This is a genomic window from Actinorhabdospora filicis, from assembly GCF_030269765.1.
GTDB classification, from domain to species: domain Bacteria; phylum Actinomycetota; class Actinomycetes; order Mycobacteriales; family Micromonosporaceae; genus Actinorhabdospora; species Actinorhabdospora filicis.
This window is the reverse complement of the sequence record NZ_BSTX01000004.1, coordinates 715,401-739,910: the sequence shown is the minus strand read 5'-3', so window position 1 is coordinate 739,910 and position 24,510 is coordinate 715,401. Positions and strand designations below refer to the sequence as shown.

Annotated in this window: 23 protein-coding genes; 12 read left to right on the top strand and 11 right to left on the bottom strand. The window is 72.3% G+C overall.

The window, feature by feature from the left end:
• Position 1: 1 nt before the first annotated feature.
• The 3 genes from QSK10_RS28505 to QSK10_RS28495 form a co-directional block, all read right to left on the bottom strand.
• Positions 2–310 carry a hypothetical protein gene (locus QSK10_RS28505; protein ID WP_285666288.1) on the bottom strand — a complete coding sequence of 103 codons (309 nt, stop codon included), beginning with the start codon at positions 308–310 and terminating at the stop codon, positions 2–4.
• 113 nt (positions 311–423) lie between these two features.
• Positions 424–2,115 (bottom strand): serine/threonine-protein kinase, encoded by a 1,692-nt coding sequence (locus QSK10_RS28500; RefSeq protein WP_285666287.1) that lies wholly within the window; start codon positions 2,113–2,115, stop codon positions 424–426.
• Positions 2,116–2,159: 44 nt separating this feature from the next.
• Entirely contained in the window at positions 2,160–2,672 is a 513-nt protein-coding gene (locus QSK10_RS28495; RefSeq protein WP_285666285.1) for a GNAT family N-acetyltransferase, read from the bottom strand.
• Positions 2,673–2,775: 103 nt separating this feature from the next.
• On the opposite strand from QSK10_RS28495, the gene glmS reads away from it, so the two are divergent.
• Both glmS and QSK10_RS28485 read left to right on the top strand, forming a co-directional pair.
• Complete coding sequence (gene glmS, locus QSK10_RS28490; protein ID WP_285666283.1) at positions 2,776–4,629, top strand: glutamine--fructose-6-phosphate transaminase (isomerizing); 1,854 nt, start codon at positions 2,776–2,778, stop codon at positions 4,627–4,629.
• A 55-nt stretch (positions 4,630–4,684) separates the two neighbouring features.
• Positions 4,685–4,912, top strand: coding sequence for a hypothetical protein (locus QSK10_RS28485; protein WP_285666282.1), 228 nt, complete (start codon positions 4,685–4,687; stop codon positions 4,910–4,912).
• Here the strand turns inward: QSK10_RS28485 and QSK10_RS28480 are convergent, their stop codons facing one another.
• The 4 genes from QSK10_RS28480 to dhaK form a co-directional block, all read right to left on the bottom strand.
• Entirely contained in the window at positions 4,913–5,944 is a 1,032-nt protein-coding gene (locus QSK10_RS28480; RefSeq protein ID WP_285666280.1) for a ComEA family DNA-binding protein, read from the bottom strand.
• 84 nt (positions 5,945–6,028) lie between these two features.
• Positions 6,029–6,424, bottom strand: a complete 396-nt coding sequence (gene dhaM / locus QSK10_RS28475) for a dihydroxyacetone kinase phosphoryl donor subunit DhaM (RefSeq protein WP_285666278.1) — start codon at positions 6,422–6,424, stop codon at positions 6,029–6,031.
• Positions 6,425–6,470: 46 nt separating this feature from the next.
• Positions 6,471–7,058 carry a dihydroxyacetone kinase subunit DhaL gene (gene dhaL / locus QSK10_RS28470; RefSeq protein ID WP_285666277.1) on the bottom strand — a complete coding sequence of 196 codons (588 nt, stop codon included), beginning with the start codon at positions 7,056–7,058 and terminating at the stop codon, positions 6,471–6,473.
• Positions 7,055–8,041 carry a dihydroxyacetone kinase subunit DhaK gene (gene dhaK, locus QSK10_RS28465; protein ID WP_285666276.1) on the bottom strand — a complete coding sequence of 329 codons (987 nt, stop codon included), beginning with the start codon at positions 8,039–8,041 and terminating at the stop codon, positions 7,055–7,057. The genes dhaL and dhaK overlap by 4 nt, the downstream gene beginning before the upstream one ends.
• Positions 8,042–8,222: 181 nt before the next feature.
• Between dhaK and trxA the strand changes: the two genes are divergently transcribed.
• Complete coding sequence (gene trxA / locus QSK10_RS28460) at positions 8,223–8,582, top strand: thioredoxin (protein WP_285666275.1); 360 nt, start codon at positions 8,223–8,225, stop codon at positions 8,580–8,582.
• Positions 8,583–8,816: 234 nt separating this feature from the next.
• Here trxA and QSK10_RS28455 read toward each other — a convergent pair whose 3' ends face one another.
• Positions 8,817–9,326 (bottom strand): DM13 domain-containing protein, encoded by a 510-nt coding sequence (locus tag QSK10_RS28455; protein ID WP_285666274.1) that lies wholly within the window; start codon positions 9,324–9,326, stop codon positions 8,817–8,819.
• A 166-nt stretch (positions 9,327–9,492) separates the two neighbouring features.
• On the opposite strand from QSK10_RS28455, the gene ppc reads away from it, so the two are divergent.
• Positions 9,493–12,222, top strand: a complete 2,730-nt coding sequence (ppc, locus tag QSK10_RS28450; RefSeq protein ID WP_285666273.1) for a phosphoenolpyruvate carboxylase — start codon at positions 9,493–9,495, stop codon at positions 12,220–12,222.
• A gap of 1 nt (position 12,223) precedes the next feature.
• Here ppc and QSK10_RS28445 read toward each other — a convergent pair whose 3' ends face one another.
• A complete protein-coding gene (locus tag QSK10_RS28445) occupies positions 12,224–13,402 on the bottom strand; it encodes an outer membrane protein assembly factor BamB family protein (RefSeq protein ID WP_285666272.1) in 1,179 nt (392 codons plus the stop codon).
• Between the two features lie 200 nt (positions 13,403–13,602).
• On the opposite strand from QSK10_RS28445, the gene QSK10_RS28440 reads away from it, so the two are divergent.
• The 7 genes from QSK10_RS28440 (at position 13,603) to QSK10_RS28410 (ending at position 21,323) form a co-directional block, all read left to right on the top strand.
• On the top strand, positions 13,603–14,418 hold the full coding sequence (locus QSK10_RS28440; RefSeq protein WP_285666269.1) for a metal-dependent hydrolase: 816 nt from the start codon (positions 13,603–13,605) through the stop codon (positions 14,416–14,418).
• A 149-nt stretch (positions 14,419–14,567) separates the two neighbouring features.
• Positions 14,568–18,104: a transcription-repair coupling factor gene (gene mfd / locus QSK10_RS28435; protein WP_285666267.1), complete on the top strand. Its 3,537-nt coding sequence runs from the start codon at positions 14,568–14,570 to the stop codon at positions 18,102–18,104.
• 53 nt (positions 18,105–18,157) lie between these two features.
• Positions 18,158–18,847: a hypothetical protein gene (locus QSK10_RS28430; RefSeq protein ID WP_285666265.1), complete on the top strand. Its 690-nt coding sequence runs from the start codon at positions 18,158–18,160 to the stop codon at positions 18,845–18,847.
• Positions 18,848–18,851: 4 nt separating this feature from the next.
• Positions 18,852–19,826 carry a nucleoside triphosphate pyrophosphohydrolase gene (locus QSK10_RS28425; protein WP_285666264.1) on the top strand — a complete coding sequence of 325 codons (975 nt, stop codon included), beginning with the start codon at positions 18,852–18,854 and terminating at the stop codon, positions 19,824–19,826.
• Positions 19,827–19,893: 67 nt separating this feature from the next.
• Complete coding sequence (locus QSK10_RS28420) at positions 19,894–20,637, top strand: hypothetical protein (RefSeq protein ID WP_285666262.1); 744 nt, start codon at positions 19,894–19,896, stop codon at positions 20,635–20,637.
• 114 nt (positions 20,638–20,751) lie between these two features.
• The gene (locus QSK10_RS28415; RefSeq protein ID WP_285666260.1) at positions 20,752–20,970 is read left to right on the top strand and encodes a hypothetical protein; all 219 of its coding nucleotides are present in this window, start codon (positions 20,752–20,754) and stop codon (positions 20,968–20,970) included.
• Positions 20,971–21,119: 149 nt separating this feature from the next.
• The gene (locus tag QSK10_RS28410; RefSeq protein WP_285666259.1) at positions 21,120–21,323 is read left to right on the top strand and encodes a hypothetical protein; all 204 of its coding nucleotides are present in this window, start codon (positions 21,120–21,122) and stop codon (positions 21,321–21,323) included.
• A gap of 66 nt (positions 21,324–21,389) precedes the next feature.
• Here QSK10_RS28410 and QSK10_RS28405 read toward each other — a convergent pair whose 3' ends face one another.
• Both QSK10_RS28405 and QSK10_RS28400 read right to left on the bottom strand, forming a co-directional pair.
• Entirely contained in the window at positions 21,390–22,301 is a 912-nt protein-coding gene (locus QSK10_RS28405) for a glycosyltransferase family 2 protein (RefSeq protein ID WP_285666258.1), read from the bottom strand.
• Positions 22,298–23,320, bottom strand: a complete 1,023-nt coding sequence (locus tag QSK10_RS28400; RefSeq protein ID WP_285666257.1) for a sulfotransferase — start codon at positions 23,318–23,320, stop codon at positions 22,298–22,300. Before QSK10_RS28400 ends, QSK10_RS28405 begins: the two co-directional genes overlap by 4 nt.
• A 137-nt stretch (positions 23,321–23,457) precedes the next feature.
• Here QSK10_RS28400 and QSK10_RS28395 point away from each other — a divergent pair, with 137 nt between their 5' ends.
• Positions 23,458–24,249, top strand: a complete 792-nt coding sequence (locus QSK10_RS28395; RefSeq protein WP_285666255.1) for a WecB/TagA/CpsF family glycosyltransferase — start codon at positions 23,458–23,460, stop codon at positions 24,247–24,249.
• Positions 24,250–24,510: the final 261 nt, after the last annotated feature.

Below are 24,510 nucleotides of genomic sequence, written 5' to 3'. Positions count from 1 at the left end.
GTCAGCGCCCTCCGCCGGCCGGGCTGAGCGCCTTGAGCTGCGCGGCGCGTTCGGCGTCGTTGACGACGTGGTTGTCGACGGCGGTGTTGATCGTCGCCGACAGCGACCGCGACTCGGTGGCCAGTGCCGCGACGCGCTTGTCGAGGGTGGTCAGGAGCTGCTGGAGGGTCGCCGTGCCCGCCAGGCCCGTCATGCTCTTGACCGCGGCGTCCATGGGGCCCGTCATGCGCCCTAAGTAGTCGTGGGCGTCGTCGCCGACCTGTTCGATCTTGGCGGACGCCCGCTTGATGCGTTCGGCATCGATCTGCATGTGCGGTCCCCTCTGCTTCTCGGGAGCGGGCGCGCGGCCCGCCCGGGTACGCCTGTGTGGTGGAAACCCTAGAGGCGCCGGAAGATCAAAGAAAGGGACGAATGCGAATCCCCTTACTTCTGCCACCGGAAACAGACCGTGTACCCCAGATCCGGGTATCTCGGCGGCGCCCAGCTCACCGACCCGTCGCCGCCGCAGAAGCCCACCTGGTTCACCCCGGGCGTCCGGCCCGTCACCACCGCGTTGGCGATGGCGCAGTCGTCGGCGAACTCGAAGCGCCAGGCGCCCTCCTTGCCCTTCGCGATGAGGCACGTGCCGACGGGCGCGTGGCCCATCGCGTCGGGGTAGTTCATCGACAGGCACAGGACCACGTCCAGCTCCGTCACGCCGTCCACCACGAACCGGGGACTGCGGTCGATGGAGCGCATCCGGCGGCACTGGCCGCTGTCGGCGGTGCCGCCCAAGCGGTCGACGACGGAGAACTCGCCGGTCTCGCATTCGGTGCGCGACCACACGTTGTCCCGCTCCTTGACGCAGTCACCGGCCTTGGCGCGGTAGGCGTCGCCGTTCGGGTGCAGGTACCAGAGGCACACCGTCACCTTCTCCTCCGGGAACGTCACGTTCCAGGGGCCGTCGCAGGAGTCGGCCGAGGGCACCACCTTGTCCACCTCGAAGGCGCCGTCCTGGCACGACACCACCCGCAGCGCGGGGGCCGACTCGCCGCCCACGTTCACCACGCACTGCCCGGCGTGCACGGCGTCGAAGGACGGCGTCTCGGCGGGTGTGGAGGAGTCGGCGACGTCCGGCGCGCCCGAGGGCCCGCCGCCGCGCCCGCCCGCCACCAGCGCGATGGTGATCAGCACGGCGGCCAGCAGCCCGGCCCCGACGGTCACCGCGATGCCGGTGCGGCGGCGCGGCGGCGGGCCGCCGGGGACGAAGCGCCGCTCGGCGGGCGGGTCCTCGGGCTCCAGGCCGTGCAGCAGCGCCTCGGCCTCCACCCGGCGGGCGGCGGCGATGCGGTGGACGTGCGGCGGCCACGGCCGCCCGGCCGGTTCCGGCCCGATCAGCTCCAGCAGGCGGCGGGGCGTGGGCCGCTTGCGCGGGTCCTTGTCCAGGCAGCGCTCGGCGACCTTCCGCACGCTCGCGGGCAGGCCCGACAGGTCCGGGGAGACATTGGCGATCTTGTACCCGGCCTGCACGCTCGTCCCGGCGAACGGGTTGACCCCGGTGGCCGCCTCCACCAGCAGGACGCCGATCGCCCACACGTCGGCGGCGGCGGTCACCGCCCGCCCGGCGATCTGCTCCGGCGCGGAGTAGGCGGGCGTCACCGGGCCCTGGAAGACGCGTGCGAGCCCGTAGTCGCAGACCTTCACGCCGTTGTCGGCCAGCAGCACGTTCGAGGGCTTCAGATCGCGGTGGACGGTCCCCGCGCGGTGGATCTCCACCAGCGCCCGCGCCAGCCCCGAGGCCAGCCGCAGGACGTCGTCCTCGGCCAGCGGCCCCTGCGCGAGCGCCTCGGTGAGGGTGGGGCCGGGATCGAACTCGGCGGCCAGCCAGTCCTCACCGGCGGCCACCATCGCGGCCACGTGCCCACCGGTCACCCGCCGGGACGCGGCGGCCTCACGCGCGAGCCGGTGCACGAACCCCGGCTCGGCCAGCAGCTGCTCCCGCACGGCCTTGAGCGCGACGGGACGCCCGTCGGGCCCGCGCCCGAGGAAGGTCACGGCGAGGCGCCCCGCGCCCAGCTCGGCGAGGGGCAGGAAGGGCCCCATGGGCGTCCGCTCGGACGCGTCCAGGGGCCTCACGAAAACGTCCGGAGCGCTAAGGCCATGGATCCAGATTAAGCGGCTCAGGCCACGACCGGGCTGCGTCTTTCCATGAGAACGGTGTCGCGCCACCGTCCGGCGAGCATCCCGATGCGCTCGCGCACACCGACCTCGCGGAACCCGAAACGGCGGTGCAGGGCCAGGCTGGCGGTGTTCTCGGGGAAGACCGCCGTCTCGATCGTCCAGATCCCGGCCGCCTCGGTGGACGCGATGAACGCCCGCAGCAACTCACCCCCGATCCCCCTGCCGCCGTACCCGGGACGCACGTAGACCGAGTGCTCCACCACGCCCGCGTAGGCCGGGCGGGCCGACTTGCGCGAGCAGGCGATCCACCCGGCGACCACGCCGTCCAGCGCCACGAAGCGGTGCGCGGGGAGCCGGGCGGCGTCGAAGTCGGCCCAGGACGGCGTGGCGGTCTCGAAGGTGGCGTGGCCGGTGGCGATCCCGGCGGCGTAGACGGCCAGAACATCCTCGGCGTGCGCCGGGGTCATGGGGACGAGCGAGAGCGGCATCGGCCCACCGTAGGCGCCGTTCATTGCCGAACTGTAAAGCCACTTCGCATTTCGCGCTCAAGAGGCGTGCGTGAACACCCCCCATCCGCGCAAGCACTTTGCTTGAAACTGGGGTACAGTCGCGGCCGTGTGCGGAATTGTGGGATACGTGGGAGCGCGACAGGCGCTCGATGTCGTGATGGACGGCCTCCGGCGCCTTGAGTACCGGGGCTACGACTCCGCGGGCGTGGCCCTGCCCGACGGCGGCGGCCTCTACGTGGAGAAGCGCGCCGGGAAACTGGGCAACCTGGACAAGGCGCTCGCCGAGTCCGAGGCGGTCCCCCGGGACGCGACGGTGGGCATCGGCCACACCCGGTGGGCCACGCACGGCGGCCCGACCGACCGGAACGCCCACCCCCACCGCAGCGCCGACGGGCGCGTGGCGGTCATCCACAACGGGATCATCGAGAACTTCGCCGTCCTGCGCGCCGAGCTGGAGGCGACGGGCGTGGAGTTCGCCTCCGACACCGACACCGAGTGCGCGGCGCACCTGCTGGCCGCCGAGCTGGCGTCCGGCGCCGGGCTCACCGAGGCCATGACGCGCGTCTGCCGCCGCCTCACCGGCGCCTTCACCCTCCTCGCCGTCGACGCCCTCGACCCCGGCACCGTCGTGGGCGCCCGCCGCAACTCGCCGCTGGTGGTCGGCAAGGGCGAGGGCGAGTACTGGCTGGCCTCCGACGTGTCGGCGTTCCTGTCGTACACGCGCGAGGCCGTCGAGCTCGGCCAGGACCAGATCGTCACCATCGACCGCGGCGGCATCACCGTCACCGGCTTCGACGGGCTGCCCGCCGACGCCACGCCCTACACCGTCGACTGGGACGCCGACGCCGCCGAGAAGGGCGGCTACGAGCACTTCATGCTCAAGGAGATCGAGGAGCAGCCCACCGCCGTCCGCGACACCCTGCGCGGCCGCTTCACCGCCACCGGCGAGATCGCGCTGGACGAGGTCCGGCTGTCCGACCAGGACCTGCGCGACACCGACAAGGTGTTCATCGTGGCCTGCGGGACGTCGTACCACGCGGGCCTGGTCGCCAAGTACGCCATCGAGCACTGGACGCGCCTGCCCTGCGAGGTGGAGCTGGCCAGCGAGTTCCGCTACCGCGACCCGGTCCTGGACCGCTCGACGCTGGTCATCGTGATCTCCCAGTCCGGGGAGACCATGGACACGATCATGGCGCTGCGCCACGCCAAGGAGCAGAAGGCGCGCGTGCTGGCCATCAGCAACACCGTCGGCTCGACGATCCCGCGCGAGTCGGACGCCGTGCTCTACACCCGCGCCGGTCTTGAGGTCGCCGTGGCGTCCACCAAGGCGTTCCTGACGCAGCTGGTGGCCTGCTACCTGGTGGGCCTGCACCTGGCGCAGATCCGGGGCGTGAAGTACGCCGACGAGGTCGCCGCGATCCTGGACGAACTGGCCGCGATGCCGGAGAAGATCCAGACCGTGCTGGCCGCGATGGACCCGGTGCGAGAGCTGGCGCGGTCCCTGGCGGGCGTGCAGCCGGTCCTGTTCATCGGACGCCACGTGGGCTACCCGGTGGCGCTGGAGGGCGCGCTGAAGCTCAAGGAACTGGCCTACCTGCACGCCGAGGGCTTCGCCGCCGGTGAGCTCAAGCACGGCCCGATCTCGCTGATCGAGGACGGCACGCCGGTCGTGGTGATCGTGCCCTCGCCGCGCGGGCGGGGCCTGCTGCACGACAAGGTCGTGAGCAACATCCAGGAGGTCAAGGCGCGCGGCGCGAAGGTCATCGCGGTCGCCGAGGACGGCGACACCGCCGTCGTCCCGCACGCCGACGAGGTGGTGTACGTGCCGGTGGTGCCGACGCTCCTGGCGCCGCTGCTGACGGCGGTGCCGCTGCAGGTCTTCGCCTGCGAGGTGGCCGGCGCGCTGGGGCTGGAGATCGACCAGCCGCGCAACCTGGCGAAGTCGGTCACCGTCGAGTAACCGTGAAGGGCCGGACCTCGATGGGTCCGGCCCGCGCTTTTGCGAGACTGTGCGCATGGAAGACGACTACGACCGTCCCGTCGAGGGCCCGCCGGCGCTGCTGGCCGACCTGCGCCGCCGCGCCGAGACGATGGACACCGACGAGCTCACCGAGTACGCCCTCCGCAAGGGCCTCAAGCCGCCGGCGGAGCCCGCCGGTTACGAGGACTGGGAGATCGTGGTCGCCTTCGAGGACGAGGGCGGGCGCGGTCCCGGCGTGCTCTGGTGGGCCATGGACGAGTAGTCAGGAGCGGTAGAGCGCGTACTCCTCCACGATCCGCTGCGAGGCGGGGTCGAGGTCGGCGCGCACGATCAGGTCCTCGGTCGAGGTGAAGGGCCCGCTCAGGGCCCGGATCTCCACGATCCTCTCGGCGGTGGCCTCGTCGACGCCGCGCATCTCCGCCAGCACCCCGGCGGGGACCGCGTTCACGTCGATGAGGCCGCCGTCGTCGTATCCGGTGCGCAGGTCGGGACGCCCGATGCCGAGTTCATCGGCCAGGGCGGGGTCCTCGGTGGCGATCTCGCGGGCGCGCTGACGGCGCTCGCGGCGGGCCAGCGCGCGGGCCTCCACGTCGTCGGTGGGGACGCGGCGGGCCGGCTGCGGCTCGGCCTTGTCGGGCGCGAACACCTTCTTGCGGATGGCGAAGGCGTGCGCGGTGCCGCCGAAGACGATGGCGAACACCCCGGCGATGATGAACGGGTTCGGCTGGACGCGCCCGCCGTTGATGAGGTCGCCGCCCATGATGCCGCCGAGGATGAGCACGCCGAGCAGGATGCCGCCGTAGACGGCGGTGCAGATGCCCAGCAGCACCGACTTCAGCTTCGCGGCGGCGTGCCCGAAGATGATCGGCGTGCTCAGGCCGCCGGTGATCAGCGGGGAGATCGCCCACAGCACCGAGAACAGCTGCCGGAGCACGTTGCGCACGGCGTTGCCGTCGGCGCGGCGGGCGGCGTCGCCCAGGGCGCGCAGGGCGTCGTCGACGACCGTCGGGCGCGGATGCGGGTGGTGGCCGCGCTGCCGGGGCACCAGGTGTCCCTCGTGCGGCTGCGGGAGGAGCATCCCTTCGGGCTGGTTGACGAACTCGGTGTCGTCCATGACGCGCATGCCCAGGGCCTTGGCCGCGACCAGCTTCGGGTCGCGCGGGTTGACCGTGTCGTCGGTGACGATGTAGCCGACCTGGTCGAGGGCGTGGCGTGCCAGTGCGAGCCCGCGTGCGTGGGCGAACTGGCGCGCGCTGGCCGCTCCCGGCCCGGTGCCGAGCACGAGAATCCGCATGAAGTTCTCCGGAGGGGGTGAGGTCCTTCCTCGACGGTAGCCGGAAACCTTTGCGCGGCCATCCTTCTGGCGAACGATCAGGGTTTAATCAGGGTCCTTCCGGAAGGACCACGCCTCCTTCGCCGCGGCCTGCACGACGGCGAGGTCACCGCCGGTGGAAGCGGCCATTCCGGCGGCCACCGCGCCCTCCACGAAGGGCGCGTCGGCGAGCGCGAGGACGCCTTCGGCGAGGTCGTCGATGAGCAGCCGGGCCGAGAGCACCGATGAGCCGAGGTCGGGGATGAGCAGGACGCCGTGGCCGTCCTCGTTGGCGCGCATGACGGCGTCCAGGATCAGCGGCGGGCTGGTGCCGAGCGCGCCGTCGGAGTTGCCTCCGGCGGGCAGGACGCGGACGCCTCCGGCGGTGAGGGAGAGGACGAGTTCGGCGGTTCCCTCGGCGAGGGCCGGGGAGTGGGAGACGAGGACGATGCCGACGGTCATGGGCGGTTACCTCCGGTGCGGGGGCGGGTTGGCCGTGTACCCGGGATCAGTCGGTTGTCACCGAGCAGAGCGCCTGGAACAGCAGGGCGGCGGAGGCGGCGCCGGGGTCGATGTGGCCGATGGAGCGTTCGCCGAGGTAGCTGGCGCGGCCTTTGCGGGCGGTCATCGATTCGGTGGCGTCGCGTCCGTTGGCGGCGGCGGCCGCGGCGTCGCCGCCGGCGGCGAAGGCGGTGACGGCGGGCGCGAGGGCGTCGACCATGGTCTTGTCGCCTTCGGCGGCGCCGCCGAGGGTCTGGACGCCGGCGAGCCCGGCGGCGAGGGCCTGGGCGAAGACGGCGTCGTCGACTTCGGGGGCGTCGCCGAGGGCTTTGGCGGCGCGGCGGAAGAAGGTGCCGTAGAGGGGCCCGGAGGCTCCGCCGGTGGCGTCGATGAGGGCGTTCCCGGCGGCTTTGAGGACCGCGCCGGGGGTGTCGCCGGTGGCTTCGGCGGTGACGGCTTCGAAGCCGCGGCGCAGATTGAGGCCGTGGTCGCCGTCGCCGATGGCGGTGTCGAGGGCGGTGAGGTGGCCGGAGTTGGCGTTGATGAGGCGGGCGGCGGCGGTGAGCCAGGCGCGGGTGCGGGCGGCGTCCATCATCGGCCCCACCTCAGCGCGGGCGTCTCGACGGGCGCGTCCCATAGATCGCGCAGGGTGCCGGTGAGTCTCATGACGGTGATGGAGCAGCCGGTCATGTCGAGTGAGGTGACGTAGTCGCCGACGAGGCTGCGCGCCACGCGCACGCCGCGCGCCTCCAGCCATGCGGTGACCTCGGCGAACATGACGTAGAGCTCCATGAGGGGCGTGCCGCCCATGCCGTTGACGAGGACGAGGACCTCGCCCTCCAGGGGCATGTCGGCGGCGATGGCGTCGAGGGCTCCGGCGGCGATGTCGCGGGCGGGGGCGATGGGGCCGCGGCGGCGTCCGGGCTCGCCGTGGATGCCGATGCCCCATTCCATCTCGTCTTCGGCGAGGGTGAAGCCGGGTGTGCCGACGGCGGGGACGGTGCCCGCGCGCAGGGCCACGCCGTAGGAGCGGCTGCGCGCGTTGACCTCGGTGGCGATTTCGGCGACCACGGCCAGTTTCTCGCCGTTCTCGGCGGCGGCCCCGGCGATCTTCTCGACCAGGACGGTCGCGCCGGTGCCGCGGCGCCCGGCGGTGTGGGTGGAGTCCTCGACGGCGACGTCGTCGTCGACGATCACGGTGGCGATCTCGATGCCGTCGTCGTCGGCGAGTTCGGCGGCCAGCGCGAAGTTCAGGACGTCCCCGGTGTAGTTCTTGACCACGTGCAGGACGCCGGCGCCGCCGCTGACGGCGGTGGTGGCCGCGTGGATCTGGCCGGGCACGGGTGAGGTGAAGACCTCGCCGGGGCAGGCCGCGTGCAGCATGCCGGGCCCGACGAATCCGGCGTGCAGCGGTTCGTGCCCGGAGCCGCCGCCGGAGACGAGCGAGACCCGTCCCGGGGTCGGTGCGCGGGTGACGATGCGCCGCCGGACGTCGACGTCCAGCGCCGGGTGGGCCGCGGCGAAGCCGGTGAGCGCGTCGGTGAGGAGTGTGCCGGGGGTGTTGATGAGCTTCTTCACGGGAATCTCCCATTTGGCGGCGTGGTTGACACGCTAGCGCCTCGGTGGGCGGTTCGTGGCGAGCTCGGTTCAGTGCCGCGGCTCACCACCGTCGCCCCCGCTCCCGTGGAATAGTCATCGGGAGGACGTCGTTGCATACCCACGGACGGTATTCGTCCGTGACGCCAGAGCTGGAGGACCCATGGCCACCGTCGACCTGACCAAGGAAACGTTCGAGCAGACGATCACCGGCGAGGGGATCGTGCTGGTCGACTGGTGGGCGGACTGGTGCGGCCCGTGCAAGCGCTTCGCGCCCACGTACAAGTCGGTGAGCGAGCAGCACGAGGACGTGGTCTTCGGCAAGGTCGACACCGAGGCCGAGCAGGACCTCGCCCGCGCCGCCGGGATCTCCTCGATCCCGACCGTGATGGCCTTCCGCGACGGCATCCTCGTCTTCGCCCAGCCCGGCGTCCTCCCCGAGAGTGGCCTCAACGAGGTCATCAAGCGTGTGAAGGAACTGGACATGGACAAGGTCCGCGCCCAGGTGGAGGAGCAGAACTAGCTCCCGCGAAGCCACCGTCCGCGGTTCTGGGGTGAGAGGCGCAGTGGTGTGAGGGCCGGTGGGGTTGCCACCGGCCTTTTTCGTGGGCGGGAGCAGGTGTCAGTGGCACGCGCGGCCACGATCGACCGGCCTGATGGTCCGAAGGCGTCGCCTCCGGCATCCCCCGCCCCCTCCCGGCGCATCTCATGTAGCGGGCCGGTGGCGCGCACCACCGGCCCACCTCACCCCGCTCCCCTACGCGAGCGTCGCGGCCCCGAAGGAGACGCTGAACCGCTCGCACCAGATCGACACGCTGGTCACCTTGGCGAGGTCGACGTCGGCGGGGACGTCGTAGACCTGGTCGCCGTTGTTCGCGCGGAGCTTGCCGATCTCCCGGTGGTATCCGTCGTCGAAGACCTTCCAGCCGTCGGCGGTGACGGCCTGGTCGGTGAGCCACACGTGCACGTCGGGCCCGTCGGAGGTGGCGAGCCCGGCGATGGCCAGGACCACGCCGCCGTCGGGCTGCCGGACGAGCTGGACGGTGCCGGTGGTCTCGTGCTCGTGGGCGACGAAGGTCCCCGAGGCGAGCAGCACCGGTCCGGGTGTGGCGGAGTCCGATGCGGTGACGACCGGCAGCGCGTCGTGGGCGGTGCTGGCCGTCCACAGCCGCCAGGGCTGGAACCAGTAGAGCCCGAAGCCGGCCCCGGCGATGAGGACGGCGATGATCACCCAGGTCAGGGGCTTGCGCGCGAGTCTGCGGAGCATGTCTCCAGTGCAGCACCGCCGGGGGCGGGGTGGAAGGGTTAGGCCCGTTACGGAAGCCTTACGGGTGTGTTCCGCGCCTCACCCCCGGGCCGGGCCGCCACCGGTAAAATTCGCCCATCGACCGCGGACAGCGCCGTCCACCCCCTGCTTCGTGAGGGAGACCAGCATGTCTGTTGAGGCCGCCGCGATCGACGCCGCGCTTCGCGCCGACGTACGCCGACTGGGGGCGCTGCTCGGGCAGAGCCTGGTGCGGCAGGAGGGCCAGGGCCTGCTGGACCTGGTGGAGGAGACCCGCAAGCTGGTGCGCGCCGGCGACGAGCTGGCCGTGACGCGCCTGTCGGCGCTGGACCTGCCGACGTCCATCAGCCTCGCGCGCGCGTTCGCGACCTACTTCCACCTGGCCAACATCGCCGAGCAGGTCCACCGGGCCCGTGAGCTGCGGCGGCGGCGCGCCGAGGACGGCGGGCACCTCGCCGACGCCGCGCGGCTGATCCGCGAGCGCGGCCTGTCGCCGGAGGAGATCACCCGGGGGGCGGCGCAGCTGGCGATCCGCCCGGTGTTCACCGCGCACCCGACGGAGGCCGCGCGCCGGTCGATCCTGTCGAAGCTGCGCGCGGTCGCCGACCTGCTGGACGCCGAGGCGGCCGACGCGGCCGTCACCGGTGTCGCCGACACCGCCGCCACCGACCGGCGCCTGGCGGAGCTGATCGATCTGCTGTGGCAGACCGACGAGGTGCGCGTCAACCGTCCCGAGCCCGCCGACGAGGCTCGCAACGCCATCTACTACCTGGCCGACCTGTTCAACGAGGCCGCCCCGCAGGTCCTGGACGACCTGAACCGCACGCTGGCCGAGCTGGGCGCCACGCCCCCGGCGCGTCCCCTGTCCTTCGGGACGTGGATCGGCGGCGACCGCGACGGCAACCCGTTCGTGACGCCGGAGGTGACCCGCGAGGTCCTGCTGATCCAGCACGAGCACGGCATCCGCGCCGCCGAGCGCGCGCTGGACAGCGTCATCGCCGACGTGTCGGTCTCGCAGCGCCTCGCCGAGCCCTCGGAGGCCCTGCTGGCCTCGGTCGCGGCGGACCTGCGCGCGCTGCCGGAACTGGGCGACCGCTTCCGCCGCGTCAACGCCGAGGAGCCCTACCGCCTCAAGGCCCGCGCGATGCGGACCCGCCTGGAGCTGACCCGCGCCCGCCTCGCCGCCGACGGGCCCCACCGTCCGGGCCGCGACTACGCCTCGGCGGCCGAGCTGATCGCCGATCTGGAGCTGATCCGCGATTCCCTGGCCACCCATCACGGCGGCCTCATCGCCGACGGCCGGGTGGCCACCGCGATCCGCACCATCACCGCCTTCGGGCTCCAGCTGGCGACCATGGACGTCCGGGAGCACGCCGCCGCCCATCACGCGGTCATCGCCGAGATGTACGAGCGCATCGGCGGGCTGTCGGCGCCCTACGAGGACGCCGCCCGCCCGGCGCGCACCGCGCTGCTGGCCAAGGAGCTGTCCGGACGGCGGCCGCTGTCCACACCGGACACCGCGCTGAACGAGCGCAACACCAAGACCCTCGGGGTGTTCCGCGCGATCCGCGCGGCCCAGAAGCGCTACGGCGCCGACGTCATCGAGTCCTACATCATCTCCATGACCGAGGGCATCGACGACGTCCTGGCCGCGGTGGTCCTGGCCCGCGAGGCCGGGCTGGTCGACGTCCACAGTGGGCGCGCGTCGGTCGGTTTCGTGCCGCTGCTGGAGAGCGTGGCCGAACTGGCGAGCGCCGACACCCTGCTGGACGCCCTGCTGTCGGTGCCGTCGTACCGGGCCCTGGTGACCGCGCGCGGCGACGTCCAGGAGGTCATGCTCGGCTACTCCGACTCCAACAAGGACGCCGGGATCACCACCTCCCAGTGGTCGATCCACCGCGCCCAGCGCCAGCTGCGCGACGTGGCCACCAAGCACGGCGTCAACCTGCGCCTCTTCCACGGCCGCGGCGGCACCGTCGGCCGCGGCGGCGGCCCCACCCTGGAGGCGATCCTGGCACAGCCGTGGGGAACCCTGCACGGCGCCATCAAGGTCACCGAGCAGGGCGAGGTCATCTCCGACAAGTACACCCTGCCGGCCCTGGCGCGCGAGAACCTCGAACTGACCGTCTCGGCGGTCCTGCGCGCGACCCTCCTGCACACCGAGCCGCGCTTCCAGTCGGACACATTGGACACCTGGTACGCCGCCATGGACCAGGTCAGCGCCAGGGCGCACACCGCCTACCGCTCCCTTGTGGACATGCCGCGGCTGCCGGAGTACTTCTGGGCGGTCACCCCCACCGAGCTGCTCGGCGCCCTCAACATCGGCTCCCGCCCCGCCAAGCGCCCCGACACCGGCGCGGGCCTGGGCGGCCTCCGCGCCATCCCCTGGGTCTTCGGCTGGACCCAGTCCCGCCAGATCGTCCCCGGCTGGTTCGGCGTGGGCACCGGCCTCAAGGCCGCCCGCGAGGCGGGACTGGGCGACCTGCTGGACGAGATGTACGGCCGCTGGAACTTCTTCAAGACCTTCGTGTCCAACGTCGAGATGACCCTGGCCAAGACCGACCTGTCCATCTCCGCCCGCTACGTCGACGTCCTGGCCGACGAGGAGCTGCGCCCGGTCTTCGACGCCGTCAAGGCCGAGCACGAGCTGACCGTGGCCGAGATCCTGCGCGTGACCGGATCCGAGCAGCTCCTGGAGGGCAACCCCGCCCTGCGCCGCACCTTCGCCGTCCGCGACCGCTATCTGGCGCCGCTGCACCACCTCCAGGTCTCGCTGCTGGCCCGCTACCGCGACGGCGGCGAGGCCGACCCGCTGCTCCAGCGGGCGCTGCTGACCACGGTGAACGGCATCGCGGCGGGAATGCGGAACACGGGCTGAGTCAGCCGGTGGCGGCGTGGACCGACACGGTGATGTCCCCGTCGTCACCGCCGGTCCGGAACGCCACGAAGCCGCCGCCTTCGGCCAGGAGGGGCCCGGGCAGGCCGGGCCTCAGCTCGACCCCGGCGATGTCCACGGTGGACTCGGCGAGCAGCACCCGGCCCCGCCACACCGAGCGGGTCGCACCGGTGTCGGCCGGTGCCCGCGCCGACATCCGCACGTGCCCGCCGGCGTAGCTGAGCAGCCGGCGGTCCTCTTCCACGCCCCGGTTCACCAGGTCGCACACCAGCGCCGAGGCATCCGACGCGCACGCGCCCAGCAGCGTGTTCACCTGGTCGTCCAGGCGGGCGATCTCGGCGCCGGACAGCGCGTCCAGCAGGCGGTGCACCGGCGTCTCGGCGCCGACGGCGGCCTTGACCACCACCACCGCCGCGTCGGCGTAGGCGAGCTCGGCCGAGGTGTACTCCGGGTGCTCCCACAGCTTCCGGCCGGTGCGGCCGTCGAAGCCGCCGATCGCCGCCGACCCGTTGGGGCGGGCCAGGACCACGCCACCGGCGAGGTTGTCCATCCGGTGCCCGTCGAGCCGCCACACCGGCTCGCCGTCGTGGTTGCCCAGGACGACGACGCCGGGTTCGCGGCCGGGGCCGGTGACGTTCAGGGCGGTGAAGCCGTCGCCGACGGCCCCGCCGAAGGAGACTCCGCCGCCGGGCTCGTAGGTCCACACGCGACGGCCGCCGTCCAGCGCGGTGACGCCGCTGGGGGATTCCTCCTCCAGGAGCCTCGTGCCGATGATGACGGTCCCCTCGGCCGTCGGGTACGGCCCGATCCCGGTGGCCCGCATGGTGGTGCCACCGGCGATGACGGCCCGCCGTCCCAGCGCCCACCGGGTTTCGCCGGTGCGGGCGTCCAGCACGACCATGCCCGTGCGGAGGCTCTCGGCGTACTCGACCACGGCCAGCCCACCGCCGAGGGCGACCGAGAAGAGCCCGTCCCTGGTCCACAGTGGCTGGTCCCCGAAGCCCGGCGGTGGCGGCGTTCCGGCCGTGTCGATCGCCTCGGGCCCCGGCAGCTCGATCTCCGGCGGCAGGCCCTGTCCCAGGAACCGCGACGCCACCAGCGCCACCACCACGGCCAGCACCGCCACCCCCGCCACGACCGGCACCACGATCCGCGGCCTCATCGCGCCTCCCCCATCGCCTTCGACGAGCCGAGGTTAGGCGAGCCCGGTCCTTGATCACCATGCGCCGAAGCGGCCATCACACCATCGCCACGACACGACCACGCAGAGTCACCGAAACCCCTGAGTCGCAACCGATCCCGCGCCTCGGCGCCGTCGTACCCATCGGCTACCCTCACGTCCACAAAGGAGAGTGACTACCGATGGTGATGGGACCGACACACGCCCTGTCCGGCGCTGCCGTCTGGCTGGCCGGTTCGGCGATCGCCGACGCCTTCTACGACTTCCACCAGACGCCCGCCGAGCTGGTCGTCGGCACCATCGTGTGCGCGGGCGGGTCACTGCTCCCCGACCTCGACTGCGCCGGCCGCGTGCTGAAGAATCGCGGCGGCTCCACCGTCGCGCGCGCGTTCGGCCCGGTGACGATGGTGATGGCCGAGGCCACCGAGCGCATCGCGTGGGGTTTCTACTCCATCACCCGCACCAAGAAGGACGGCAAACGCAACAACGGGCACCGGACGCTGACCCACACGTGGTTCTTCGCCGCGCTGATCGGGGTCCTGTTCGGCTGGCTGGGCTGGAAGTTCGGGAAACCGGCGGTGATCCCGATCCTGTTCTTCATGATCGGGCTGGCCATGCGGGGCCTGATGGCCGAGGTCGCCCGGGAGAAGGGCTGGTTCGTGGTGACCGTGGTCTCCGGCGTGGGGGCCTTCGGCGCGGCCAGGCTGCTGCCACCGGACGGGCGCGCGTACTGGCTGATCGGTGTCGCGGTGGCCGCCGGGTGCGTCATCCACACCCTCGGCGACATCATCACCAAGATGGGCTGCCCACTGTTCTTCCCGCTGCCCATCAAGAAGCAGGTGTGGTTCGAGATCGGCGTCCCGGACAAGATGGCCGTCAAGGTCGGCGGGACGGTGGAGAAGAAGATCCTCGCGCCGGGCTTCACCATCGTCGCCGGTATCTCGGCGATCGCGCTGCTGCCCGAGGTGCGGGCGGCGATCGTGGCCCTGCTGCAGTGACCCTCGTGACGGGGGCCGCGGCCCCCGTCCGCGCGATCCACGAGCGAATCGTCACAGGTCGGGCGTAGGCTTGGCCCGGAAGCACGTCCACCCCCCTCCCTGTCCCGGGCCGGGGGCATCCTGCGTGCCCGTCGACCAAAGGTGCATCCATGTCCCTGGCCGGTCTGCTCGCCGCCGCCCTCGCCACCCCGCAGTTCGCCAACGCGATCGAGCTGGCGAAGTCCGCCACGCCGCCCGAGATCCTGGATCTGACCGGACCCACCGCCGCGCGGCCGTTCCTGGTCGCCGCCCTGGCCCACGCCCGGCTCGGTGCCGGGCGGCCGGTGCTGGCCGTGACCGCCACCAGCCGCGAGGGCGAGGACCTCACCGAGGCGCTGCGGTGCATGCTCCCGCCCGACGAGGTCGCCTTCTACCCCGCCTGGGAGACCCTCCCCCACGAGCGGCTGTCCCCGCGCTCCGACACCGTCGGGCGCCGCCTGGCCGTCCTGCGCCGCCTCGCCCACCCCGACCCGCGCGATCCCGCGCGCGGCCCGGTGCGCGTGGTCGTCGCCCCCGTCCGCAGCCTGCTCCAGCCGCAGCTCAAGGGCCTGGGCGACCTGGCGCCGGTGCACCTGACGGTCGGCGGCACCCACGACCTCACACAGGTGGCGCAGGCGCTGTCCGAGGTCGCCTACGCGCGCGTCGACCTGGTCGAGAAGCGCGGCGAGTTCGCCGTGCGCGGCGGCATCCTGGACGTCTTCCCGCCCACCGAGGAGCACCCGCTGCGGGTGGAGTTCTGGGGCGACGAGGTCGACTCGATCCGCTACTTCTCCGTCGCCGACCAGCGTTCTTTGGACAAGGCGGAGGTGCTGTGGGCGCCGCCGTGCCGTGAGCTGCTGCTGACCCCGGACGTCCGGGCGCGCGCCGCCGAGCTGGCCCGCGAGCACCCGAGCCTGGCCGAGATGCTGCACAAGCTCGCCGAGGGCATCCCCGTCGAGGGCATGGAGTCGCTGGCGCCGGCGCTGCTGGGCGCCGACAAGCTCGAACTGCTCATCGACTGCCTCCCGCCCGGCGCGATCGTGGTCCCCTGCGACCCCGAGCGCATCCGCACCCGCGCCCACGACCTGGTCGCCACCAGCGAGGAGTTCCTGGCCGCCGGGTGGGCCGCCGCCGCGGCCGGGGCCGAGTCCCCCATCGACCTGGGCGCCGCGGCCTTCCGCGGCATCGCCGAGGTCCGGCAGGCCGCCGCCGACCGCGGCCAGCCGTGGTGGGACCTGACGCCCCTGGGCGACCTGGACGCCATCCCGCTCGGCCTCAACGAGTCGCCCAAGTACCACGGCGACAACGTCGCCCTCCTGTCCGACCTGCGCGGGCACCTGGCCGCGGGCAAGCGCGTCGCCCTGGTCTTCCCCGCCACCGGGCCCGCCGAGCGCGCGGTGGAGCTGCTGCGCACCGCCGAGTTCGGCGCGCACCTCGCCCATGACCTGCCGGGCCTGGCCGACGTCCAGCACGGCACCGTCACCGTCACCGTCGGCGCGCTGCTGGGCGGCCTCCAGGCCGCCGACCTGGCCGTCATCACCGGCGACGACATCTCCGGCCAGCGCGGCGCCTCCACCAAGGACATGCGCAAGATGCCGTCCCGGCGGCGCGGCGGCGTCGACCCGCTGGAACTCAACCCGGGCGACTTCGTCGTCCACGAGCAGCACGGCGTCGGCCAGTACATCGAGATGGTCCGCCGCACCATCAACGCCGCCGAGCGCGAGTACCTCGTCATCGAGTACGCCCCCAGCAAGCGCGGCCAGCCCGGCGACCGGCTGTTCGTGCCCACCGACCAGCTCGACCAGCTCACCCGCTACGTCGGCGGCGAGCAGCCCACCGTCCACCGCCTCGGCGGCGCCGACTGGCAGAAGACGAAGGCGCGCGCCCGCAAGGCCGTCAAGGAGATCGCCGCCGAGCTCATCAAGCTCTACGCCGCCCGCCAGGCCACCGAGGGCTACGCCTACGGCGAGGACACCCCGTGGCAGCGGGAGCTGGAGGACGCCTTCCCCTACCACGAGACGCCCGACCAGCTCGCCGCGATCGACGAGGTCAAGGGCGACATGCGCAAGCTCATGCCGATGGACCGCCTCATCTGCGGCGACGTCGGCTACGGCAAGACCGAGATCGCCGTGCGCGCCGCCTTCAAGGCCGTCACCGAGAACAAGCAGGTCGCCGTCCTGGTGCCCACGACGCTGCTCGCCCAGCAGCACTTCAACACGTTCACCGAGCGCATGTCGCAGTTCCCGGTCAAGATCGGCCAGCTGTCCCGCTTCCAGACGCCCAAAGAGGCCGAAGAGGTCCTGGCGAAGATGTTCACCGGTGAGGTCGACATCGTCATCGGCACCCACCGCATCCTCCAGCCCACCACCCGCTTCAAGGACCTCGGGCTCGTCATCGTCGACGAGGAGCAGCGCTTCGGCGTCGAGCACAAGGAGCACCTCAAGCAGCTGCGCGCGGCCGTGGACGTGCTGTCCATGTCGGCCACACCGATCCCGCGCACCCTGGAGATGGCCATCACCGGCATCCGCGAGATGTCCACCATCGCCACCCCGCCCGAGGAGCGGCACCCCGTCCTGACCAGCGTCGGCGCCTACGACGACCGGCAGATCACCGCCGCCATCCGCCGCGAGCTCCTGCGCGACGGGCAGGTCTTCTACCTGCACAACCGGGTCGAGTCCATCGAGAAGGCCGCCTCCCGCATCCGCGAGCTGGTGCCCGAGGCCCGCGTGGTCACCGCGCACGGCAAGATGGGCGAGGACCGCCTCGAAAAGATCATGGTCGGCTTCTGGGAGAACGAGTTCGACGTCCTCGTCGCCACCACCATCATCGAGTCCGGCATCGACATCCCCAACGCGAACACGCTGATCGTGGAACGCGCCGACCTGCTCGGGCTGTCCCAGCTCCACCAGATCCGCGGACGCGTCGGGCGCGGCCGCGAGCGCGCCTACTCCTACTTCCTGTACCCGCCCGACAAGCCCCTCACCGAGCACGCGCACGAGCGCCTGGCGACCATCGCGCAGCACACCGAGCTCGGCGCGGGCATGTACGTGGCGATGAAGGACCTGGAGATCCGCGGCGCCGGCAACCTCCTCGGCGGCGAGCAGTCCGGGCACATCGCCGGGGTCGGCTTCGACCTGTACGTGCGCATGGTCGGCGACGCCGTCCAGTCCTTCAAGGGCGAGAAGGGCGAGCAGCTCGCCGAGGTCAAGGTCGACCTGCCCGTCGACGCCAACATCCCCTACGACTACATCTCCGTGGAGCGCCTGCGCCTGGAGATGTACCGCAAGCTCGCCGAGGTTCGCACCGAGGAGCACCTCGTGGAGGTCCGCGCCGAGATGACCGACCGCTACGGCGAGGCGCCCGAGCCGGTGGAGAACCTCGTCCAGGTCGCCCGCTTCCGGCTCCTGCTGCGCAAGTACGGCATCGGCGAGGTGTCCCTCCAGGGCCGCCACGTCCGGTTCTCGCCCATGCCGCTGCCCGACTCCAAGCAGCTGCGCCTCAAGCGCTACTACCCCGACGCGGTCTACAAGGCCACCGGCGACGTCGTGTCGCTGCCCCGCCCCACCACCGGGCGCATGGGCGGGCAGCCGCTGTCCGGGCTGGCGCTGCTGAACTGGTGCGCCGAGCTCGTGACCACGGTTCTCGACGCGCCCGCGCCGGTGCGGTGAGTTAGGCTGCGTGAGCCGTTGGCACCCGTTCGCACGATGAGAGGGACGACACAATGAGGCGCATCGCGACCGTCGCCGCCCTGGCACTGCTCGCCGTCGGCGGGCTCTCGGCATGCCGGGTGGAAACCGGCGCGGCGGTGTTCGTGGCCGACAGCCGGGTCGGTGAGGACCGGGTCGACGCGATCGTGGACAGCGCGCCCGACGCGCTCACCATCAACGGCCGCCCCGCCGAGGTCAAAGACCTCCGCCAGCAGGTCGTGGAGTGGCTGACGATCGTCGACCTCGCCCAGCGCGTCTCCGCCGACACCGGGCGCCCGCTGCCCGGGCCGGACTTCGCCGCCGCCGCCGCCAAGATCGGCGCCGACTCCGACAACGCCTTCGCGCGCCTGCTCGCCCAGGGTCCCGCCTACAAGGCGTTCCTCTTCGAGGGCGTCGAGGAGATGCAGGCCTCACCCGAGATGGTCGAGGGCCTGGTGGCCGACTACAAGGCGGCCAACGGCGACGCGCAGCTGCCCGCCGACTTCGGCGCCCAGGTGCTCGCCGCGATCAACGAGCCCACCAGCGGCGCCCCCCTCCGCGTCGCCCTCGCGCAGCGCAACCGCGCCGACGAGCTCTTCGAGCAGTACGACGTGCTGACCAACCCGCGCTACGGGCAGCTCGCGATCAAGTTCGCGTCCATCCCCGTCGCCGACGGCACCGCCGTGATGATCGAGGCGCCGATCCCGACCTCCACCACCCCGTAACGCCATGGCCCCGCGCATCGTCCTGCTCGTCACCTCGCCCCGCCTCCCGGCGGGGCTCCTCTCCGCCGACGCGTGGGACGCCCTGCGCTCCGCCAAGGCCGTCTTCACCGGCGCCGACTCCGCGCAGGCCTCGGCGATCCGCCGCTCCGGCGTGAACGTCACCGTCCTGCCCGCCGACACCGCCACCGAGGTCCTCCTCTCCACCGCCGACGGCGCCACCACCGTCTGGCTCGCCGCCCCCGACGGCGACCCCGCCCTCACCCGGCGCCTCGGCTTCCGCCTCGCCAAGGAACCCCGCCTCGCCGACATCGAGCTGCTCCACGGCTCCTGGGACCCGCCCGGCGGCCGCCTCCTCGACGTGGTGTCCACCATGGACGTCCTGCGCTCCCCCGGCGGCTGCCCCTGGGACGCCGAACAGGACCACGAGTCGCTCCTGCCCTACCTCGTCGAGGAGACCTACGAGGTCATCGACGCCGTCCACTCCGGCGACAAGTCCCACCTGCGCGAGGAACTCGGCGACCTGCTCCTCCAGGTCGTCTTCCACGCCCGCATGGCCGAGGACGACCCCGACGACGAGACCCGCTTCACCATCGACGACGTCTCCGGCGACCTCGTCGCCAAACTCATCCGCCGCCACCCGCACGTGTTCTCCGACGCGAAGGTGGACTCCGCCGACCAGTCCCTCGACAACTGGGAGGCCATCAAGGCCGAGGAGAAGCCCCACCGCGAGTCCTCGATGGACGGTGTGGCCATGGCGCAACCCGCCCTCCCCCTCGCCGCCAAGCTCCAGTCCCGCGCCTCCCGCGCCGGCGTCACCGCCTCCCCCGAGGCCACCGACGCCGACCTCGCCCTCGGCGCCGAGATGTTCGCCCTGGTCGCCAAGGCCCGCGAGTCCGGAGTGGACCCCGAACTCGCGCTGCGGAAGTACGCGCTGGCCTACGCCGAGGCCGTCCGGGAGAACGAGAAGACGACGTCCTGAAAGGACCGTCCCCGATTCGCTGAACCCCACTTCGCACCCGCCGAGGCCATGGGGCTATAACTCGGCGATGGGCTCCCGGACCTCCCCCTCCCTCGTCCAGCACATCAAGCTCCTCCTCTCCCGCACCGACATCCCGGCCGTCCGCGTTCACGTGGAGGCCGCGCTCGCCCACGTCTCCTCACCCAAGTCGCGGCCCACCGCGCTGGTGCGCTACCTGCGCGACGGCGTCCGCGAGGCCGACCGCTACGGCAGATGGGACGTCTCGGCGCGCCTGCATCACCTCGCCGAGTTCGCCGCCGGGCGACTCACCGAGGAGCAGCTCGACGAGCGGCTCGCCAAGGCCGATGACGACACCGCCGAGCTGCGCGGCCAGATCGGCGAGCAGATCGCCGAGACCGTGCGGCGGCTGACCGCCGCGATCGACAACCCCGACTCCACCGCCGAGGACCTGCGGTCCTGCTTCAAACACCGGGAATGGCTGCTGGGCGGCGCGTTCCTGCCCGCGCGCGGGCGGGCCGCGCACGAGGTCGCGGTCCTGCGCGCCGACGGCGTCCACGTGTGGGCCTTCGGCCGCGCGAACGTGCCCGCGCTGGTCGAGCGCTTCGAGGACCGCGTGGTGCCCGGCGGGGACGTCCACCGCCTCGCCGCGCGCACCGGCACGCCAGCCACGGTCGTGCTCGGGCATCCCCGGTACGCGACGGGTTTCGAGGCGACCGAGGTGCGCGAGGCGGTCGCCTCCTACTGGCGTCCCGGACTGACGGTGATGACCTACGCGAGCCTCACGGGCTCCCTGGAGCGCATGACCACGTAGCGCACACGCAAGGCACACTGAGGTGCACATACGCGTCCGTCCACTATGGACACAGATAGCGGCGATCACTACTGTCCGGCGACACCGGCACGTTTCACCATCCGAGGAGTCGCCATGACCAAGCTCGTCAAGGCCGCCGCCGACCGTTTACTCACCGCCATCATGCCCCGGGGCAGGGCGGGCGCCTGCGTACCCAACGCCGGGGACAGCTTCTGGTCCACCTGCGAGTGCTACCCCGGCGAGCGCCGCACCCGCCAGTACTGCACCATCAGCTGCTCCGGCCACGCCGACTGCGGAAGCTGCGTCGCCACCCAGAGCATCTGCCCCGGCTAGCCGCGCCCATCGGGACCGCCTCTCCGTCACCGGGAGGCGGTCCTTTGTGTCCCCCGATCGGATGAACACACTGTGGACAGTGGGTTTCGCCGATCGCTAGCCTCCGGTGATCCGGAGCCCACCGGGCTCCGCCGGCACAAGGAGCGCCCATGCTGAGACTCGCCGATCGCTTACTCGCCGCCCTGATCCCCGCCATCGGGGCCGGAGCCTGCGTCCCGAACGCGGGCGACTACGCCTACCCGAGCTGCGGCTGCGGTCAGGGCCGCATGGAGTACCAGCGGACCTGCCGGGTCAGCTGCACCGGCCCGCTCGTCAGCTGCACGGCCTGTTACCGCACCAACAGCCCCTGCTGACCGCACGGGATCCGCGTGGACCGCCTCGCCCGCACCCCCGTGGTGGACGAGGCGGTTCCGCCGTCGCTAGATGCCGTGCCCGTGGCGGTGCAGCGCCGCCATCACCGTCTCGATCTTGACGATGCCCATCGCGGCGGCCGTCGCGATCACCGCGCGCGGCTCCGTCCACTTCGAACGCATCGCGCGGCGCGCCCACTGGAAGGCGTCCTTGCGCTGCCCGACGGCGGCGTGCCAGCAGGCGAGCTGGCCGTAGACGCGCGCGGCGCCCTGCGGGCAGCCGTGCAGCTCCGGGTGGCGCCCCAGCATCCAGTGCAGCGATGAGATCTTGGTGTCGTAGCGGGCGGCGAAGTGCGAGTTGCCCCAGTGCACGCGGACCAGCGGCTCGTCCACGTGGGTGATGGGCGCGCGGCGGGCGGCGCGCAGGAGCAGGTCCCAGTCCTCGTTCTGGGAGCCGGGCGCGTCCTCGGCGACCATGCCGAGCCCGCCCATGAGGGCGGTGCGGCGCAGCAGGAACGTCGAGGAGTGCAGCATCATCATGCGCGAGCGCAGGAGATCGACGTGCCGGATCGTGGCCGTGCCCGCCAGGCGCGGCACGACCGAGCCCTCGTAGGCGACCTCCACCGCGCAGGTGACCAGCTCCGCCGTCGGGGACAGCGCGGCGACCTGGCGGCGCAGGCGGCCCGGCAGCCACACGTCGTCGTCGTCGCAGAAGGCGACCAGGTCGGTGTCGAGGGCGCAGATGCCGGTGTTGCGGGCCCCGGCCAGGCCGGGCGTGCGCAGGTTCTTGGTGACGGCGACCGTGCGCGGTCCATTCTGGACGAAGGCCTCGTCCGGTTTGGCCCGGTCGAAGACGATGACCACGCGCAGGTCACCGGGGTAGTCCTGGGTGAGGATCGCGTCGATGGTGTCGCGCAGCTGCTTGGGCCGCCGGTGGGTGGGGACGACGACGCCGATGGACGGCCACTGCTGCCCGCTCACAGCTCACGCCCCGCGTGCGCCGGAGCGGCCGTGACGGTCTCCACCGTGGACGGTGGCGCGGGCGCCGGGAGCTCCACCGGCCGGGAGATGTACCCGTAGCGGTTGAGCAGGGGCGCGGTGAGGGTGCGGACGAGGCGGCGCTGCGCGCTGGGCAGCTCATCGCGCCACTCCTCGTCGCGGCGCAGCGGGATGCGTCCCACCGAGAACCGCATGGGGTTCCCGGCCGCGCTGTGGTTGGGGCCGAGATCGGCGTAGTCGGAGCCGATGTAGCGCAGGTCGCCGGGCTCCAGCGGGACGAGCGCGAACTCGGCGAGGCGCTCGACCACGGTGCGCGGGTCGGCCAGCAGCTTCTCGTAGCGGACGCGCCGGACCGGCACCCCGCGCCGCCGCAGCATCGAGAACGCCGCGTTCTGCGCGTTCCACAGCATCGCCGAGCGGGCCGGCGAGTAGCGGGTCATCTCGGCGGCGCCGCCGGTCTCGGGACGGCGGACCTGCTTCGTCCACGAGTAGGCCACGCCCCGGCTGTCGCGCACGACGTGCACGACGCGAAGGTCCACATTGGGGCTCCAGCGCAGACAGTAGGCGAGGGAGGCGTGCTTGGAGGAGTCGATGATCAGCCGGTTGCCACCGGCGTCGGCGGAGGCGGCGGCGTAGACGCGGCGGTAGAAGTCGGCGTACTCGGTCACGAGGCGGTACTGCACGGGGGCGAGTTTCTTGCCCGCCAGGGTCGGGATGTGCCGGGTGCGGTCCACGGTCGCGCGCAGGGCCTCGACGCGGGCCAGGTCGACGTTGTCCCAGCCGCCGAAGGCCCGCTGCCCGACCCGGTGCCAGAACTCGCACATCGAGAAACGGGACCCGCAGGCGCAGCGCTCGTCATCGCGGATGTCGCGCTCCCACAGGTGGGCGACCTCGCCGAGCGGCAGCGTCCCCGGAAGCTGCCCGAGCAGCCGTTCCAGCAGCGTGGTGCCACTGCGGCCGAGACCGCCGATGAAGAGCACCTTCACGACCTCGTCTGACATTCCCTTCCCCCCACCCGTGCGTCGAAGGAGGGCCGCCGGTGCCCTCACCCCGTATAACCGAGTCAGACCACAAAAAGGACACGCCTTGTGGCGAAACAACTACGATCGGCACCCTCGGCGGGTTATCGTCTGCGGCTATGAGCTCGCAGCCCACGTTCCAGAGTCGTCTGGGAACGCAGAGTGATCACTTCACCGTCTCCGGAATCAGATTCGACGCCATCGACGAGCAGGGCGTGGTCGACCACGTCCGCGAATCGCTGCTTGAGGGCCGCGGCGGGCGCATCGTCACGGCCAATGTGGACATCGTGCGGCAGGCTCTGCGTGATCCCCGCGCACGCGCGTACGTTGAGGCCGGGACGCTCGTCGTCGCCGACGGCGCCCCGGTGGTGTGGGCGTCGAAGCTGGCCCGGCGCGGGCTTCCGGCGCGGGTGGCGGGCTCGGACCTGATCTGGAGCCTGTCGGCGGAACTGGGCCGGCTGGGCGGATCGGTGTTCCTGCTGGGCGGGCGTCCCGGCACCGAGTACGTGGCCGCGCGCAAGCTCGCCGACGCTTCGCCCGGGCTGCGGATCGCGGGCGCGCTGGCGCCGCCCTTCGGGTTCGAGAAGGACCCGGCGATGATCCGCGAGGTCTGCGAGGAGATCGCCGCGGCCGACCCGGACGTCGTCTACGTGGGCCTGGGCTTCCCCAAGCAGGAGTGGATGATCTCCAAACTGGCGCCGATGCTGCCCCGGACGTGGTTCATGGGCTGCGGCGCGTCGATCGCCTTCGTGGCGGGCACGATGCGCCGCGCGCCGGTCTGGATGCAGCGCTCGGGCCTGGAATGGCTGCACCGCATGGCGCGCGAGCCGCGGCGGCTGTTCGCCCGCTACGTCCTGCACGACGCGCCGCTGGCGCTGCGATTGCTGGTCCTGGCGCTACTGCGGCGATGACCACCACGGCCGGGACCCTCGCGGGGTCCCGGCCGTTTCTTAACAGCCGCCGCGCCACGTAGAGGACGTTCGTGGCGCGCGAGGCCAGGAACCCCCGGCGGCTGACGGCGCTGTCCAGCGCGGGCGCGATCCACCCGATCGGGGGACGGTAGAAGCCCTGGGTGAGCATCGTGAAGCCCTGCATGGTGAGCAGCTCGAAGCCGTAGCGGTGCAGGAGCGCGGCGACCTCGTCGTGGCCGAGTTCGGCGAACCGGCGATCGG

Excerpts from the sequence above, each read along its gene's own strand:
- QSK10_RS28395 (WP_285666255.1), top strand. The coding sequence starts at position 23,458 with ATGAGCTCGCAGCCCACGTTCCAGAGTCGTCTGGGAACGCAGAGTGAT.
- QSK10_RS28440 (WP_285666269.1), top strand. The coding sequence starts at position 13,603 with ATGGTGATGGGACCGACACACGCCCTGTCCGGCGCTGCCGTCTGGCTG.
- mfd (WP_285666267.1), top strand. The coding sequence starts at position 14,568 with ATGTCCCTGGCCGGTCTGCTCGCCGCCGCCCTCGCCACCCCGCAGTTC.
- QSK10_RS28455 (WP_285666274.1), bottom strand. The coding sequence starts at position 9,326 with ATGCTCCGCAGACTCGCGCGCAAGCCCCTGACCTGGGTGATCATCGCC.
- ppc (WP_285666273.1), top strand. The coding sequence starts at position 9,493 with ATGTCTGTTGAGGCCGCCGCGATCGACGCCGCGCTTCGCGCCGACGTA.
- QSK10_RS28400 (WP_285666257.1), bottom strand. The coding sequence starts at position 23,320 with ATGTCAGACGAGGTCGTGAAGGTGCTCTTCATCGGCGGTCTCGGCCGC.
- QSK10_RS28505 (WP_285666288.1), bottom strand. The coding sequence starts at position 310 with ATGCAGATCGATGCCGAACGCATCAAGCGGGCGTCCGCCAAGATCGAA.
- dhaL (WP_285666277.1), bottom strand. The coding sequence starts at position 7,058 with ATGATGGACGCCGCCCGCACCCGCGCCTGGCTCACCGCCGCCGCCCGC.
- QSK10_RS28495 (WP_285666285.1), bottom strand. The coding sequence starts at position 2,672 with ATGAACGGCGCCTACGGTGGGCCGATGCCGCTCTCGCTCGTCCCCATG.
- QSK10_RS28430 (WP_285666265.1), top strand. The coding sequence starts at position 18,158 with ATGAGGCGCATCGCGACCGTCGCCGCCCTGGCACTGCTCGCCGTCGGC.
- QSK10_RS28425 (WP_285666264.1), top strand. The coding sequence starts at position 18,852 with ATGGCCCCGCGCATCGTCCTGCTCGTCACCTCGCCCCGCCTCCCGGCG.
- QSK10_RS28485 (WP_285666282.1), top strand. The coding sequence starts at position 4,685 with ATGGAAGACGACTACGACCGTCCCGTCGAGGGCCCGCCGGCGCTGCTG.
- dhaM (WP_285666278.1), bottom strand. The coding sequence starts at position 6,424 with ATGACCGTCGGCATCGTCCTCGTCTCCCACTCCCCGGCCCTCGCCGAG.
- QSK10_RS28415 (WP_285666260.1), top strand. The coding sequence starts at position 20,752 with ATGACCAAGCTCGTCAAGGCCGCCGCCGACCGTTTACTCACCGCCATC.
- QSK10_RS28420 (WP_285666262.1), top strand. The coding sequence starts at position 19,894 with ATGGGCTCCCGGACCTCCCCCTCCCTCGTCCAGCACATCAAGCTCCTC.
- QSK10_RS28445 (WP_285666272.1), bottom strand. The coding sequence starts at position 13,402 with ATGAGGCCGCGGATCGTGGTGCCGGTCGTGGCGGGGGTGGCGGTGCTG.
- trxA (WP_285666275.1), top strand. The coding sequence starts at position 8,223 with ATGGCCACCGTCGACCTGACCAAGGAAACGTTCGAGCAGACGATCACC.
- QSK10_RS28410 (WP_285666259.1), top strand. The coding sequence starts at position 21,120 with ATGCTGAGACTCGCCGATCGCTTACTCGCCGCCCTGATCCCCGCCATC.
- QSK10_RS28480 (WP_285666280.1), bottom strand. The coding sequence starts at position 5,944 with ATGCGGATTCTCGTGCTCGGCACCGGGCCGGGAGCGGCCAGCGCGCGC.